Below are 14,829 nucleotides of genomic sequence, written 5' to 3' on the forward strand. Positions count from 1 at the left end.
ATGCGTCGTGCTCAGCCGGAACGGCGTTGCGCTATGGCTGAGCAAGATACGTCAGAACTGCCGTGAGTCCGGCATTGGTAGCTGCTTTCACCGTGGGTGCGTAGTCCGGCAAGAAGGTCGGCATGTGGTTGACTGGAATGTCTTCCGCGACTCTATTTGCCGCAACGGCTTCATCCCACTGTGCCTTCGGGGTGCACCCGATAAGCCAGTAGAAGTACGGCACGTCAAATGCCAGGGGGATGACTGGGAAGTCCTCAGACACTGTCTTTCGGTCGGCTTCAGCAGACTCATGCTTGAAAACCTCGTCGAAAGACTGGCGGACCTTTGCGTACACCTCGGCGTCATTGCTCATAAGTTCTCCGTGAGCGAAGTACTCGAACGTAGGCGCTTCGGTGGCACCCGATGCTTGCACCTCTGCGCGAACAACCCGCTCGATGGAGGCGTACATCTGCTCTTTTGTCTTGTTTTGATAAAAGCGACAGTTGAGTACGAGTTCCGCGGAGTCGGGGATAATGTTGTTCGTCGTTCCAGCGTGCAAACTGGCAACGGTGACGACTGCGAAGTCAGAAGGATCGACTTCCCGGCCCACGAGACCTTGCAGGCGGGCAATGATCATCGCTGCCGTAAACGTTGGGTCTATGGCGTTGTGTGGCATAGAGCCGTGCGCACTTCGCCCCGGGATCGTAATCCTGATGGAGTCACATGCCGCGAACTGGGGACCCGCTTTTGACATCACGGTTCCCGCAGGTCCGGGCATCACATGCTGGCCAAAGCAGACGTCAGGACGTGGGATGCGTTCCAGAAGTCCGTCATTGACCATCGCTTCTGCCCCTACCCCCAGCTCTTCTCCTGGTTGAAACAGTGCAATGAACGTCCCACGCCAGGCGTGGCGGGTGTTGTCCATAAAACTGCACATACTGAGAAGTGCCGTGGTGTGCATGTCATGGCCGCAAGCATGCATAGTGCCGACGCTCGTGCCGTCCTCAAGACGCACCTTTTTCTTTGAAGCGTATGGAACTTCGGTAGATTCCGTAACTGGGAGCCCATCGAAGTCGGCACGGAACAGTACAGTTGGCCCGTCACCGTTGCGGAAGACCGCACAGATTCCGTAGCCCCCAATCGGTGCAATTACTTCGCAGTCGAACTGGGTAAGTTCGGCGAGGAGCCGTTGGTGCGTCTCCTCTTCTTGCATCGATAGCTCGGGCGTGGTGTGCATGAATTCGTAGAATGCACGCTGCCACGATTCGTCAACGACGTAACTGTTGAGAATATCGTTGATGTTGATCATGTACGTCCCTCTGTGCGTCACTCCGCACGTGCTTGCTTAACTACCATCACATTAAGTAATACCAGTCTTTTGGGAGGAAGGTATAAACAACTTTGGTCTAAAGGACTGGGTTGTAGAGGAGAGAGTTGCGTGACGGGGCACATTCTGTGGCAATACGCAGCGACTTTGTCACATTCCCGGCATCGCGGAGTCGGTAGAGTTTGTCCACCATTTTGTCACGAACATCAAACGGGGAAAGCGTATTGACGTAGATTTTAGTGCCGCCTTCGAACCCCGCGAGTGTAGAAATACGCCACTTAATGTTCACTCTCCATGGCATCGGAAGGTCCAGATCCACAGGCCGGTAGTGCCACTCCTCGTTGCACGCGACCTCAGGTCCCATCGCTGCGTGGATCGCGTGCACGAGGTCCGACAGACCGCGCACTTCCTGCTCCGACTGCTCCCAAGGTGCGCAGGTTGCGGACTTGGAATAGATGGAGACAGTGGGGTAGCGGTGCCCGATGCCTGCGATGGCGATTGCGAAGTCGTTCTCCGCGATCACCAGGTTGTGGTAGAACGCGTAGTTCACTCCCCATTCGTTGTACATGTTGATGTTCTGGCGCAGCTTTGCAATCTCCATCTCGGCCTGCACGCCACGCGCGTCGACGGTGACGAGCTGCTTGTGCAGGTGGTCGAAGGAGGCGCCAGCAGGCGCAAGCCAGTTTTGGAAGACCACGACGTACGGGGAGTAGGGATTCTTTACGACGAGGTCGTGGAGGGAATCAACTGTGAACTTGAAGAAAGCCCCGTGCTCGTCTTCGGTGAGTGTTCCGGAGCTTGCTAGCTGTGTGTCGTCGGTGGCACCGTCGACGAAGTGGCGTCGAGCAATAATGACGTCGTGACCGCCGCCGAAATACGCGGGCGCGATCTCCAAGAGTGACGCCTCGTCGCGGTCGGGATTCTCCCCGGAGGCCTTGAGGCGGGTGCGAACGATGTCGAGGACGTGGGCCTTGCCGGCGGGGTCCGCGAGGTAGCGGTCCATGTGTTCCTGCTGAGACTGGGGCATGCTGTAGCCGTAGTTCTTTGCCCAGTAGTCGTAGGAGACTATCTCGAAGAGGTTCGGTACACGGCGGAACTCGGCGGTGGTGGCGTCGAGCTCTTCGGGCATCGCGTTGCGGACGATCTCCCAACCATCCCGGGTGCGAACCATGCGTGACTTCTCTGGTGGGGTGCGAAGCTGGTGGGCGTCACAGAAGTTGCAGTGCTCGTGAAAGTCGGAATCGCTGAGCGGGTGCGGGGTTCCTGAGGGGTGGGAAAGGGGCCGGTTTCCTCTGCCTGGGACCGTCCAAACCTCGGTGCCGGAAAATGGGTTGACTTGCTTGATCGTGCCGTCAGCCATGGTCGTCAGGGCGTCACGATACGAGTGCACTGGAAAAGTCATACCTGCTACGTTACTCCCCGGTGTATTAGCCTGTTCGTCATGGCGATCATTCAGTTCCATGTGCTGGCCCCCGATGCGTCGGCAGAAAAGTTGGCGGAGGCGTACCAGCGCGCAATCGATATTTTGGTGCGGCGCGAAAAACTCACTGCCGGAAATGTTGTGTACACCCCGCATGTAGCGTTGCCTAGCGAGGTCACCGAGGAACTGGAAGCAACATACGTGCAGGACAGGCAGGTCTCGGCTGAAGAAGAGGGTGCCGCCCTCCAGCGCTACGACATCGAGGTTGAAGGCGCGAGGAGCCTGAACAGCCTGGCGATGGGCCTGTCGCGGATTCTGACCCCGCGAGCGCAGCTTCCATCAGACCCCGTCGCGTTGGAGCAGCACGACCAGTTTGAGACGCCTGCGCTTTACCCCTGGACCGTCGAGGTGTTCAGGTAATGAATCGCCGCCTCGCGGCCTGCGCGGCGGAGTTGCTCACTGGTGTCAGCGATGTTTTCAAGGGGGACTGCGATTGCTTCACCAGCGGGTTCGGCGTCGAAGCTACCCGCCACAATTACGCAGACAGCACCTGCATCAGCGGCAAGGTCGCTTACCGTGCTGGCAACCTTGCCAGCGGCGGTTTGGGCGTCATAGCGTCCCTCGCCGGTGATGACGAGTCCGGACTGTGCGATAAGATCTGCGAGCCCGCTGGCGTTCGCGATGACGGGCGCACCGGGGGAGATGGAGACGTGGCTGGCATCGCCGTGCAGGAGCGTTGATAGCCAGGTGATGCCGATCGCGATTCCACCCGCAGCCCCGAAGGCCGGAGTAGTGGGGTCGAGACCTGCTACTTCGCACAGCCTGGCCAGCCCGCGGTCGAGCTTGGCCACGTCTTCTTCGGAAGCGCCCTTCTGAGGTCCAAATACAGTGGCGGAGCCTTCCGGTCCCGTGGCGGGCGAATCCACATCGGTGAGTAGTACCCAGTCGAGCGCGCCTGCGGGAATGTTGACCTTTGCGGTATCGAGGTCCGCGAGGCGCTCGAGGTTGCCGCCGCCAGGCTTGAGTTGATAGCCCTCAGCGTCGACGGGGTTGGCGCCAAGGGCTACGAGGATGCCGGTGCCACCATCGGTGGTTGCCGAGCCGCCCAAGCCGAGCACGATCCGTGTTGCGCCACGGGTTTGTGCGTCGGCGATGAGCACTCCGGTGCCGTAGGTATCGCCGGTCAACGGAACTGGTGAATCTGCGACGGCGGGTAGCCCAGAGGCGGCAGCGACGTCGATAAACGCTGTGGTTGAAGCGGCATCATAGGTGTAGGTAGCCTCCGTGAGGCGCCCCGCGGCGTCCGTGGTGGGCAGGGTGATGCGCTCGCCCTTGAACAGTTCGGAGGTGCCTTCGCCGCCGTCGGCCATTGGGGCGAGTTTGATGGTTGCGTCCTTTAATATCTCGCGGACGCCTTCTCCGATCCACGTTGCGGCCTGCTCAGCCGACGCCGTGCCTTTGAAGGCGTCTGGGGCGATGGTGACTGTGGTTGGGGTGCGCAATGCTTCATCCATGAGGGCAAAGTGTAGTGCATACCTTCCGTTGTGTTGCACACTCAGCGCAGTGGTTCTCGGGTACGATGACCGACATGTATCGCGTTTTTGAAGCACTTGATGAACTCGTCCAAATCGTCGAGCAGGCCTACGGCGTGCCAATATCAAGCTCTTGCCTCGTGCCGCGCAACGAAGTGCTTGCGCTGTTAGACGATATTCGTGACGCAATCCCGAATGAGATGGACGACGCTCAAGATGTCCTCGACCGGCAGGACGCTATCTTGCATGGTGCACAGGAACGCGCGGACGATTTGGTGGCTCAAGCCAATGCAGACGCGAAGCACATTATGGATGAGGCAAACGAGCAGTCTCAAGAAATGATTGACGACGCCCAGTCCCACGCGACCATGCTGGTGACCAACGCTGAAGAGGACTCCCGCGATATGGTCAGCCGCGCACGCGAAGACGCGGAAGCCACCGTGGCGCGAGCACAGGAAGAAGCTCAGCGCCTGGTTGAAAACGGTCAGAAAGAATACCAGCGCTCAATTGATGAGGGCTTGGCGCAGCAGGAACACCTTGTTTCCGAGGCAGAGGTCATGCGTCGCGCAGACGAGGAGGCGCACCGCCTGGTCGAGCAGGCGCACGCGGAGTCCTCGCGTCTGCGCGGGGAGTGCGACGAGTTTGTGGATTCCAAGCTTGCGGAGTTTGAGGAGTCACTTTCCGCAGTGCTTCGCACAGTATCTAAGGACCGTTCTGCGCTCCGGCGTGGCGCCGGCGTCTCAGGCGGCAGCCAACGCGCGGAGCGTTACGACTACGGCGAGCATTAGGAACGCACAAGAGAAAACCAGGTAGCACTTCCGGAAGAAAACCGATGTAGAGTTTGGGTTGCTATGGCTAAAAATCCTTTCATTATTCAAGTAGCTGACGCTCTGCACGGCGACGGCATGCCGGTAGTTGTCCACAACGTGGGCCCAGCTCCCTCCCGCATCGGGCCAGAGATGATCGCAATTCCGGAAGGCCAGGAGGTGGCCGTTGACGCTACCGTGACCCCGCTCGGTTCTGGCGTGATGGTCGATGCCACCGTGACCGCGGTACTGGAAGGGCAGTGCGTACGCTGCCTGCGCACCCTGCAGCCGACGGAAACGCTGCGTGTCTCCCAGGTGTTTTCTAACGGCGACGACTTCATCCAGGGTGATGAAGAAGTAGAGGAAGACGCAGGATCCGGGGATGAGATCATGCGCATCGTGGAAGAAACGGTTGATCTCGAGCAGGCCTTCGTCGACGAAGCTGGCCTCACACTGCCGTTTAACCCGACCTGCCAGCCTGCATGCCCCGAAGACAGCGACGTTCCGGCACCAGACGGCATCAGCGGCGAAGCAACCGACGCGGTGGATCCGCGCTGGGCTGGATTGGAGAAGTTCCTATGAGCCGGCGTTCAAAGAAGAATCGCGTCAGCGGCGAAGAAGCGTGGAACAGCGCGTTCTCCGAAGTAGACCATGCGCCTCTGCTCGAGTGGCTGGGTGTGGATCTGGACGACGAACTGTTGCGACTCGCCTTGACACATCGCTCCTTTGCCAACGAGCACGACTACCTGCCAAATAACGAGCGGCTTGAGTTTCTCGGAGACGCAGTGCTCGGTCTGACCGTAGCCACGAAGCTCTTCGAGATCTACCCTTCGAGCTCCGAGTCGGTGCTCTCCCCGATGCGGGCCTCAATTGTGTCACGCTACGGGTTGGCGGATGTCGCCCGTGGCATCGAGCTTGGTAAGTACGTGCTGCTTGGAAAAGGCGAGTTGCATACCGGTGGCAGGGACAAAGAGTCCATCCTCGCCGATACGACGGAGGCGCTCTTTGGCGCGATCTATCGGCAGCACGGATTCGAAGCAGCCCGCGACGTAATTCTTAAGCTCTTCCACGAGAAGCTCCACAACGCGACGGCACACGGCCACAGGCAAGACTGGAAGACTGTGCTGCAGGAACGCCTCGCGGAACGTGGCATCCCAATGGTCGAGTACGAAACGACGTCTGAAGGCCCCGAGCACGACCTCGAATTTACGTCGTACGCGATCATTCTTGGTGAAAACCGCGGACGTGGAGTGGCGCACAACAAAAAGCTCGCCGAGCAAGAAGCAGCCAGGGAAGCAGTGGTGTTCCTTCAGAAGCACCCGGAAGCGCTCGTTCTTGAGCAGCAGACCCACGACAAGGCGTAGCTGATGCCCGAACTGCCGGAAGTTGAGGTCGTGCGTCGGGGCCTGAACGAGCACATTGTTGGCAGGACATTCGACAGTATCGAGGTCGCGCATCCCCGAGCAGTCAGGGACAGCACCGTCGACCTCACAACGATCCTGCCTGGGCTTCGCGTCACTGGTACCGGACGTCGCGGCAAATTCCTCTGGCTCACCCTCTCCGACGGGGGCTGCCTCCTGGTACACCTCAGGATGAGCGGACAGATGCTGGTCGCCGCGCCGGGCAGCGTGGACAGTCCACACGCGCGGATTCGCGCCAGGATGGGCGACGTGGAACTGGTCTTCGTGGATCAGCGCACGTTCGGCTCGTGGCAATACTGCCAGCTCGTCGACGGTATCCCTGAACTCGCGAGCCACATCGCGATGGATCCCTTCGAGGCGGGTTTCGATGTTGACGAAACTGCGGCGTTGATGCGTAAAAAGCGATCGGCCGTCAAAACGGTGCTGCTCAATCAAGCCGTGGTGAGCGGTATTGGCTCCATCTACGCCGACGAGGCGATGTGGGCCGCGCGAGTCGCGCCGTGGCAACGGGCAGATACACTCGCTCAGGAGAGTGCGGTCGAGCTTCTCGACGCATCACGTGACGTCATGGAGCGTGCACTCGCCCAAGGCGGAACGAGCTTCGACTCCTTGTACGTGAACGTCAATGGTGCCTCGGGGTATTTTGCCCGCTCGCTGAATGCCTACGGGCGCGCGGGTGAACCTTGCGCCCGCTGCGGGGACGCCATTGTGAAGACGGTCGTGAACCAGCGGTCGAGTTATTACTGCCCAACATGCCAGGATCCTGAGCAAAATCGCGAATAATCCTGTCATTGCGACTAGGATTCTCCGCATGGAAAAAGCAACCGAGTTCATTGACGGAACTCTCAACGGCATCATCTGGGACATTGTCCCGTGGCTCCTGCTTGCTGCGGGTGTCTACTTCGGGCTACGTACCTTGTTCGTACAGGTCCGACTGCTTCCGGAAATGTTCAAGGCGGTCACTGAGACCCCGAAGGGCAAAGACCGCGACGGGCGCGATTTGGACGAAGAATACGGCGGTATTTCTGCGTTCAAGGCGTTTACCATTTCCGCTGCTTCCCGCGTGGGCACGGGCAACATCGCTGGTGTCGCTCTCGCGATCTCGGTTGGCGGGCCTGGCGCAGTGTTCTGGATGTGGATGATCGCCATTGTGGGTGGCGCTACCGCGTTCGTTGAGTCCACGCTCGCACAGCTGTGGAAGACGAAAGACGAAAGCGGCAACTACCACGGTGGTCCCGCCTACTACATGACGCGCGGACTCGGGTGGCGCCCGCTCGCCGTGATCTTCGCTGTCGCGCTCTCGTTCACCTATGGCTTTGTGTACAACGCAATTCAGACGAACTCCATCGTTGAGGCCGTCGGCGGTTCTGTTGGCTCCGACTCGATGACGCTGAAGCTGATTGTGGCAGTGATCCTTGCTGCCCTGACTTCTGCCATCATCTTCGGCGGTGTGACCCGTATCGCGAACTTCACGCAGGTCGTCGTTCCTTTCATGGCGGTCGCCTACATCCTGGTTGGCCTGCTGGTAGTCATTCTGAACATTCAGGAAGTTCCAGGGATGATCGCGCTGATCGTCGGCCACGCCCTGGGGCTGAAGCAGGTTGGTGGTGCGACGCTGGGTATGGCGTTTGTCTGGGGTATGCGCCGTGGTCTGTTCTCGAACGAGGCCGGCCAGGGGTCCGCTCCGAACGCAGCGGCTACTGCGACGGTATCGCACCCGGTGAAGCAGGGACTGGTGCAGACGCTCGGCGTGTACTTCGACACCCTCGTTGTGTGCTCGATTACGGCGTTCGTCGTGCTGCTCGGCCCTGAGATCAACTACGGCTTGGATGATGTACAGGGTGCATCGCTGACACAGTCCGCCTTGGCGGCAACGGTGGGTGCGTGGGGCACGCACTTCATCACGTTCATTCTCTTCTTCCTGGCGTTCTCGTCAGTGATCGGTAACTACTACCTTGCGCAGGCGAATATTGAGTACCTCTCGGACTCGAAGACGGTGCTGAACGTTTTCCGCTGCGGTGTCATCGTCTTTGTGTTCTTCGGAGCGTTCGGCTCGATTCCGCTGGTGTGGTCGCTTGGCGACACGATGGCGGGCACGATGGCCATCATCAACATCATCGCGATCGTCCCGCTTGCGGGTGTCGCCATCAAGCTGCTCAAGAACTACAACGAGCAGCGCGTCCAGGGCATCGACCCGGTGTTCCACCGCGACATGATGCCTGAGGTCAAGAACGTAGAGTTCTGGGACGGCTCCGACCCGGTCACGCGCCGCAGCCTGGAGGACCGCATCACGGCTTCCGAGGCCCGCGCCGTAGGTGAAGACAACGAGCAGGGCGGTTTGAAGTAGCCGATGGCCACCATTCGTATGACCGCGTTTGTGCACGGGCACGTTCAAGGCGTCGGGTTCCGCTGGTGGACCCGCTGCCGGGCCTTGGAGCTCGGCCTACAGGGGTATGCGAAGAATCTTGTCGACGGCCGCGTTGAAGTGGTCGCGGAAGGCGACGAGGGGGACGTCGAGAATCTGAGGCGGCTGCTGGAGGAGCAACCCTCCTCACAACGGCGACCGGGCCGCGTGGACACGGTCGTCGCGCAATACGGTGAGCCCCGTGGGGCGGAAGGCTTCCACGAACGGTAAACTCACCACAATGCATTTGAAATCGTTGACGCTGAAGGGCTTCAAGTCCTTCGCTTCTTCAACGACGATGAAGTTCGAGCCCGGCATCTGCGCTGTTGTCGGACCGAACGGCTCAGGTAAATCGAACGTCGTCGACGCGCTTGCCTGGGTGATGGGGGAGCAGGGTGCGAAGAATCTACGCGGTGGGAAGATGCAGGATGTCATCTTCGCGGGAGCGGGGGACCGCAAGCCACTAGGGCGCGCAGAGGTAACACTCACCTTCGACAACAGCGATAAGCACCTTCCAGTGGACTTCACGGAGGTTGCGATCACGCGACGTATGTTCCGTGATGGAGCCTCCGAGTACGAAATTAACGGCTCGAAAGCCCGGCTGATGGACATTCAGGAGCTGTTGTCGGACTCCGGTATTGGCCGCGAGATGCACATCATCGTCGGGCAGGGCAAGCTGTCTGAGATTTTGGAATCGCGCCCTGAGGAGCGCCGAGCGTTCATTGAGGAAGCCGCGGGTGTGCTGAAGCACCGACGTCGTAAAGAGAAGGCACAGCGCAAGCTGCAGTCGATGCAAGGCAACGTCGACAGGTTGCAGGATCTGACAGATGAGCTTGGCAAGCAGCTCAAGCCGCTGGAGCGCCAGGCCGAAGCCGCGAAGCGCGCCGCGACTGTGCAAGCCACGCTTCGCGACGCCCGGCTCCGCCTCGCCGGCCACCAGATGGTCACGCTGCAGGCAGCGCATGCACAAAGTGACGAGAGTGCGAAGCTGCTCGAAGAACAGGTCGAGACTGTGACCGCGTCGCTCGAGAGCGCTGAGGAACAGTACGCGCAGCTCGAGGAAGAACAACGGGAGGTACAGCCGCGTGCCCAGGAGTCACAGGAAACTTGGTTTGCACTGTCATCTCTCGAGGAACGGGCGAACGCGACGTTGCGCATCGCACAGGAACGCGCGCACAACCTGAACACGCAGACTGAGTACCACGGGCAAGACCCAGAGGAGCTGCTCGCTCGGGCAGCAGCAGCGGACGAAGAATATGAGGTGGCCATTGAGGCTGCCGAGGAAGCCGCGGAGCGACTTGAGGTTGTTCGGGAAGACGTTGCCGAATACCAGGCTGCGTTCGATGAAGCTGAACGCGAACACGTGGCGCAGATTCAGGCGGTAGCGGATCGCCGTGAGGGCGTTGTGCGGCTGGTGGCGCAAGAGGAGGCGCACCAGCAGGCCGTGCTCGGAGGTGAGCAAGAGGCAACCCGGCTTGAAGAGCAGCTTTCACTCAGCAGCGAGCGGGCCCACAGCGCCCGCGGCGAAGCCGAGGAGGTAGCGGAGAAGATTGCTGAGCTTGAAGCCCGCCGAGGGCCACTCGTCCATGAGTACGAGCAAGCAAGCTCAGAGCTCACTGCCGCCGAGCAGCGCTTTCAGGAGCTACAGATGCAGCAACGCGAGCATGAGCGGGCGGTGTTTACGCTGCAGTCGAAGATAGAGACGCTGCAGCACCAAATGCCAACACGTACCGCGGAGGAGATGCTCGGGGGCTATCCCGCGCTTGCATCACTGGTGACGGCTCCTGCTGACCTGGCAGGAGCGCTGGCTGCCGCGCTGGGTGGCTTCAGTGAGGCATTGGTGGGCGAGCGCGACTTGGACGTTGTGGAGCAGCTGCAATCTGCAGATCGTGCCAGCATCGTTGAGGCAGTCGGCGGCGCGCTGTGGCGTGTTGAAACCGACGGGTGCTATGACTGGCTCCTCGACCACCTCGACGTCGACGTTTCGGTCGCGGGCCCCGTGGCGCGCCTGTTAGCAGACGTTGTTGTAGTGGAGACGCCGCAGGAGGGCGTGGACGTCGTGAAGGCAGACCCACGACTGCGTGCTGTGACGCGAGAGGGGGCACTATTCGGCGAAGGCTGGATGTCGGTAGGCATCGCGAGCGCGTCTACGGTCGAGGTGAGTGCGCAGGTTGAAGCCGCACAGCGAGACCTACGCACCGCAGAGCACGCGTTGGCGGAGCTCTCGGGCACGTTTGAGGGAGCGCAGCTCGCAGCCGAGGACGCGCGGGTGAATGTTGCGGCGGCGAAGGCAGCGCTGCGCGAGCACGACACCGAGGTTGCTTCGTGGCAGCGTGAGCATCAGCGCTTGGCTGCGCAATCGGACACGGCCGAGCAAGAGCGCGTCCGTGCCGCGCAGCAGCTTGAGGAGGCAGAGCAGCGGCTCGCTCAGCGCCGTGAGCAACTGCTGGAAACCCAGGAGCGTCTTTCTCGCATCGACGACACTCCTGCTGCGGAAGGCCCTTCGCCCGAGGCCCGTGATGCTGCATCCCAGCAACTGACGCAGGCGAAGGCGATCGAACTGGAAGCGGTTCTCGCTGCTCGTGAGACGCAACAGCGCGCTCAGACAATTGCGGGGAAGGGCGATGCGTTGCGGCGCCAGGCGGAAAACGAGCGCCAGGCAAAAGCGCGTCATGACGCAGCCGTTGCACGTCGGCGGTCCCAGGCCCTGCTCGCCGGAGCCGTGAAGGAACACACGGAGGCACTGATCTCGCGAGTCCAGGATGCATTACAACGAGCCACCGCGCAGCGCGATGAGCTGCAGCGCACGCTTGCTGCGCTGCAGGGCAGGATTCAACAAGAGCGATCGCAGGTCAGCGCTGCTCGTCAGCAGCTGAATCGGTTGAGTGACCGCGCGCACGCCGCAGACATTGCAAGGTCGCAGGCGAAGGTACGTCTTGAGGAAGCTCAGCAGAAGATCGTTGAGTCGCTCGGTATTTCGGTCGATGATTTGCTTGCGAACTTCGCGCCGGGAGAAGACTTTGACGAGTCCACTGAGACCCAGCGACTGCGCCAGGCAGAAAAAGACTTGCGCTCTTTGGGGAAGGTGAACCCGCTGGCTCTCGAAGAGTTTAAGGCGCTTGAGGAACGCTATACGTTCCTCTCTACCCAGCTTGCCGATGTGATTCAGGCTCGAAAGGACTTGCTCGACGTCATCGAGGATGTCGACGCCCACATCCTGCAGCTCTTCACGGATGCCTGGCATGACGTGGAGGAGGAGTTTCCACGTGTGTTCCATACGCTGTTTCCCGGTGGGGAAGCCCGCCTGATACTCACGGAACCAGATGACATGCTGCTTACCGGTATCGAGATCGAGGCGCGCCCACCGGGCAAGCGCGTCAAGCGGCTGTCACTGCTGTCAGGTGGGGAGAAGTCGCTGACTGCTCTGGCGTTTCTGGTGGCGATTTTCCGAGCGCGCCCGAGCCCGTTCTACGTGCTGGACGAGGTGGAGGCAGCGCTCGATGACGTGAATCTGCGCCGATTGATTGCGCTGCTCGAGGAGCTGCGGCAGGACTCGCAACTGATTGTGATCACGCACCAGAAGCCGACCATGAATGTGGCGAACGTGCTCTACGGTGTCACCATGCGCGGTGATGGTGTAACGAGGGTGCTCTCACAAAGAATGCGCCCGGCGGGGTCAGCTCCTGACTCCGATCCGGACGCATAAAGAGGGGCGCGGGGGTTAGTTCTTTACAACAAGCTCCAGTGTTCCCTCAGGACCAACTGCGAAGAGTTTATCCTGGCCGATCACCTTCAGGCTCGTGGTCTGCTTCAGCAAGTCGCTGGTGGTGTTTTCCCAGATGGTGTCCTCAGACGGGCATGCCTTCCTCGTCGTCGGCGTCTTGAACGTGGAGACCGCACCAGTTGCTTCGTCAATGGTGAAGCCGACGCCGTAGCCGTTGCATGGACCGCCTACAAGCACGTAGCCCTTATCTTCCTTGACAAATTGGACAGTAGCGCCGTCATACAACGGCAGCGGTGCCCAGGTGGTGTTCAGCGCGGTGGTGAGCGCCTCACCAGTCGCTGGTACTGCCTCCTTCGGCGCGTCGGTGCCAACGCTCGGCACGTCTACCTTTGAGCTGCCAAGCTGGCCACTTGAGGCAATGATGCCAAGTCCGACGGCCAGCGAAATCAGCGTTGTGAGGACTGGCAGGATCCATTGGGCAACGTCTTGTGGCAGATTCTTCAAAAATGGGGGAGTATTCATAAACCTTATTCAACCACGTTGTTGGCATAAATGGGGTATTCCACACAGTTTTTGGGCGCCTTTGGCACTATGGAAGTCATGACTACGTACTCGTTATGGATTGCAATCGCAGCTGTGGTGCTCGTGATTCTCATTGTGGGCATCATCATTGTTGGCAATAAACGGAAATCGGCAAAGTCTGTTTCCTTTGAAAAGACCGAGGAGCCGAAAGAACTTACCCAGCAGGAGAAGTCTGGAAACTACCAGGCAAAGGGGGGTTTTAATTTCGCTCAAGCAGGAGTGAAGGAAAAGGAACCTATCCCGCGTGTCGACGCCCCCTCCGATCCGAAGCCCGCTCAGGCTGTGCCAATGCCGGATCCTGAGCCGGTTGTAGAGGACGGGTCGGCGCCTGAGCCTGAGCCTGCGCCTGAGCCGGAGCCAGTTGAGGAAACTCAGTCCGAAAAGCCTGAGCGGGTGGTTGTACCGGAACCGCAGGCCGACCCTGAACCTGCAGTAGAACCGAAACCTGAGGTTGAGAAGGAGCCGGAACCGACACTGGTCGCGGAAGAGCCAAAGGCGCCCGCGCCTGCAGAACCCGCCTCCGACGAAGCAGACGTCGAACACCACGACATCGAAGAAGCACAAGAGGCAGCGGACGCAGCCGCAGCAACGGTCGACGGGGCGGAACGTGCCCTGGAACACGGCGCCGAACCGACCGAGGACGCAATTGTCAGCGAACCAGTCTCCTCCGAGCCTGTCGAGGCAATCGCGCCAGCCGCAGGCCGGATGGGCAAGCTGCGCGGGCGCCTGTCGCGCTCGCAGAACGCGATTGGCCAAGGGCTGCTTGGCATTCTTACCGCAGGCGACCTCGACGAGGACGCGTGGGAAGAGATCGAAGACACCCTCATCATGGCAGATATCGGTGCGGATCTGACCATGCGCATTACCGATGCACTGCGTCAGAAGATTGCCGAGCGAGGCGTGGCATCTGAGGCTGAAGCACGCGCAATGCTGCGGGAAACCCTGATCGAAGCTGCGAAGCCAGAGCTCGATCGTTCGATTCACGCAATGCCGAACGAAGGCAAGCCCGCCGTGATCTTGGTAGTCGGCGTCAACGGCACGGGTAAGACCACCACGACGGGCAAGCTTGCACGTGTACTCGTAGCGATGGGCCACTCGGTGGTACTTGGCGCTGCGGATACATTCCGCGCTGCTGCGGCAGACCAACTGGAGACGTGGGGGCGTCGGGTAGGCGCCTCTACGGTCCGCGGAGCAGAAGGCGCGGACCCTGCCTCTGTCGCGTTTGACGCCGTGGCGACCGGCGTGCAAGAGGGTGCGGATGTCGTGCTTGTAGACACAGCGGGCCGTCTGCACACCTCGACTGGCTTGATGGATCAGCTGGGTAAGGTGAAACGGGTCGTCGAAAAGAAATCCACTGTTGATGAGGTGCTCCTGGTACTGGATGCAACGGTTGGACAAAACGGCATTGCGCAGGCGCGAGTGTTCCGAGAGGTCGTTGATATCACCGGTGTGGTGCTGACGAAGCTGGACGGTACCGCGAAGGGCGGCATTGTGTTCCAGGTGCAAGAGGAACTGGGTGTGCCGGTCAAACTTGTGGGTCTTGGCGAAGGCGCCGATGACCTCGCGCCGTTTGAAGTAGAGAGCTTTGTGGATGCTCTGCTGGGATAGCCTGGCGTGATGTGAACAGTTGGGCG

Annotated in this window: 13 protein-coding genes; 9 read left to right on the forward strand and 4 right to left on the reverse strand. The window is 60.3% G+C overall.

All coding sequences use genetic code 11. From position 1 onward, the window contains the following. Window positions 1-31: 31 nt before the first annotated feature. Window positions 32-1,288, reverse strand: a complete 1,257-nt coding sequence (locus QP752_RS03795; protein WP_070362259.1) for an amidohydrolase — start codon at window positions 1,286-1,288, stop codon at window positions 32-34. 97 nt (window positions 1,289-1,385) lie between these two features. Beyond that, complete coding sequence (locus QP752_RS03800; protein WP_176754849.1) at window positions 1,386-2,708, reverse strand: DUF4921 family protein; 1,323 nt, start codon at window positions 2,706-2,708, stop codon at window positions 1,386-1,388. Between the two features lie 39 nt (window positions 2,709-2,747). On the opposite strand from QP752_RS03800, the gene QP752_RS03805 reads away from it, so the two are divergent. Next, window positions 2,748-3,146, forward strand: a complete 399-nt coding sequence (locus tag QP752_RS03805; protein WP_284804494.1) for a hypothetical protein — start codon at window positions 2,748-2,750, stop codon at window positions 3,144-3,146. Here QP752_RS03805 and QP752_RS03810 read toward each other — a convergent pair. Further along, on the reverse strand, window positions 3,116-4,240 hold the full coding sequence (locus QP752_RS03810) for a glycerate kinase (protein WP_210385510.1): 1,125 nt from the start codon (window positions 4,238-4,240) through the stop codon (window positions 3,116-3,118). The two genes, QP752_RS03805 and QP752_RS03810, sit on opposite strands and share 31 nt — an antisense overlap. A gap of 74 nt (window positions 4,241-4,314) precedes the next feature. On the opposite strand from QP752_RS03810, the gene QP752_RS03815 reads away from it, so the two are divergent. From QP752_RS03815 to smc, 7 genes are all read left to right on the forward strand, one after another. After that, complete coding sequence (locus QP752_RS03815; protein WP_070363481.1) at window positions 4,315-5,046, forward strand: DivIVA domain-containing protein; 732 nt, start codon at window positions 4,315-4,317, stop codon at window positions 5,044-5,046. Window positions 5,047-5,109: 63 nt separating this feature from the next. Then, window positions 5,110-5,646, forward strand: a complete 537-nt coding sequence (locus QP752_RS03820; protein WP_070362261.1) for a DUF177 domain-containing protein — start codon at window positions 5,110-5,112, stop codon at window positions 5,644-5,646. Continuing rightward, the gene (gene rnc / locus QP752_RS03825; protein WP_284804496.1) at window positions 5,643-6,428 is read left to right on the forward strand and encodes a ribonuclease III; all 786 of its coding nucleotides are present in this window, start codon (window positions 5,643-5,645) and stop codon (window positions 6,426-6,428) included. Before QP752_RS03820 ends, rnc begins: the two co-directional genes overlap by 4 nt. 3 nt (window positions 6,429-6,431) lie before the next feature. Further along, a complete protein-coding gene (mutM, locus tag QP752_RS03830; protein ID WP_256041672.1) occupies window positions 6,432-7,268 on the forward strand; it encodes a bifunctional DNA-formamidopyrimidine glycosylase/DNA-(apurinic or apyrimidinic site) lyase in 837 nt (278 codons plus the stop codon). Between the two features lie 28 nt (window positions 7,269-7,296). Further along, entirely contained in the window at window positions 7,297-8,832 is a 1,536-nt protein-coding gene (locus tag QP752_RS03835; protein WP_070362264.1) for a sodium:alanine symporter family protein, read from the forward strand. A gap of 3 nt (window positions 8,833-8,835) precedes the next feature. Next, window positions 8,836-9,120, forward strand: a complete 285-nt coding sequence (locus QP752_RS03840) for an acylphosphatase (RefSeq protein ID WP_070478851.1) — start codon at window positions 8,836-8,838, stop codon at window positions 9,118-9,120. A 10-nt stretch (window positions 9,121-9,130) separates the two neighbouring features. After that, window positions 9,131-12,595, forward strand: coding sequence for a chromosome segregation protein SMC (gene smc / locus QP752_RS03845; RefSeq protein ID WP_284804497.1), 3,465 nt, complete (start codon window positions 9,131-9,133; stop codon window positions 12,593-12,595). Between the two features lie 15 nt (window positions 12,596-12,610). On the opposite strand, the gene QP752_RS03850 is transcribed toward smc, so the two are convergent. Continuing rightward, the gene (locus tag QP752_RS03850; protein WP_284804500.1) at window positions 12,611-13,135 is read right to left on the reverse strand and encodes an META domain-containing protein; all 525 of its coding nucleotides are present in this window, start codon (window positions 13,133-13,135) and stop codon (window positions 12,611-12,613) included. Window positions 13,136-13,213: 78 nt separating this feature from the next. Here QP752_RS03850 and ftsY point away from each other — a divergent pair, with 78 nt between their 5' ends. Then, the gene (gene ftsY, locus QP752_RS03855) at window positions 13,214-14,803 is read left to right on the forward strand and encodes a signal recognition particle-docking protein FtsY (RefSeq protein ID WP_284804503.1); all 1,590 of its coding nucleotides are present in this window, start codon (window positions 13,214-13,216) and stop codon (window positions 14,801-14,803) included. Window positions 14,804-14,829 lie beyond the last annotated feature (26 nt).

This window comes from Corynebacterium sp. UMB10321 (genome assembly GCF_030228725.1).
Taxonomy (GTDB): Bacteria; Actinomycetota; Actinomycetes; order Mycobacteriales; family Mycobacteriaceae; genus Corynebacterium; species Corynebacterium pseudogenitalium.

Coding starts and splice junctions, on each gene's coding strand:
- QP752_RS03795 (WP_070362259.1), bottom strand. CDS start 1,288: ATGATCAACATCAACGATATTCTCAACAGTTACGTCGTTGACGAATCG.
- QP752_RS03800 (WP_176754849.1), bottom strand. CDS start 2,708: ATGACTTTTCCAGTGCACTCGTATCGTGACGCCCTGACGACCATGGCT.
- QP752_RS03805 (WP_284804494.1), top strand. CDS start 2,748: ATGGCGATCATTCAGTTCCATGTGCTGGCCCCCGATGCGTCGGCAGAA.
- QP752_RS03810 (WP_210385510.1), bottom strand. CDS start 4,240: ATGGATGAAGCATTGCGCACCCCAACCACAGTCACCATCGCCCCAGAC.
- QP752_RS03815 (WP_070363481.1), top strand. CDS start 4,315: ATGTATCGCGTTTTTGAAGCACTTGATGAACTCGTCCAAATCGTCGAG.
- QP752_RS03820 (WP_070362261.1), top strand. CDS start 5,110: ATGGCTAAAAATCCTTTCATTATTCAAGTAGCTGACGCTCTGCACGGC.
- rnc (WP_284804496.1), top strand. CDS start 5,643: ATGAGCCGGCGTTCAAAGAAGAATCGCGTCAGCGGCGAAGAAGCGTGG.
- mutM (WP_256041672.1), top strand. CDS start 6,432: ATGCCCGAACTGCCGGAAGTTGAGGTCGTGCGTCGGGGCCTGAACGAG.
- QP752_RS03835 (WP_070362264.1), top strand. CDS start 7,297: ATGGAAAAAGCAACCGAGTTCATTGACGGAACTCTCAACGGCATCATC.
- QP752_RS03840 (WP_070478851.1), top strand. CDS start 8,836: ATGGCCACCATTCGTATGACCGCGTTTGTGCACGGGCACGTTCAAGGC.
- smc (WP_284804497.1), top strand. CDS start 9,131: ATGCATTTGAAATCGTTGACGCTGAAGGGCTTCAAGTCCTTCGCTTCT.
- QP752_RS03850 (WP_284804500.1), bottom strand. CDS start 13,135: ATGAATACTCCCCCATTTTTGAAGAATCTGCCACAAGACGTTGCCCAA.
- ftsY (WP_284804503.1), top strand. CDS start 13,214: ATGACTACGTACTCGTTATGGATTGCAATCGCAGCTGTGGTGCTCGTG.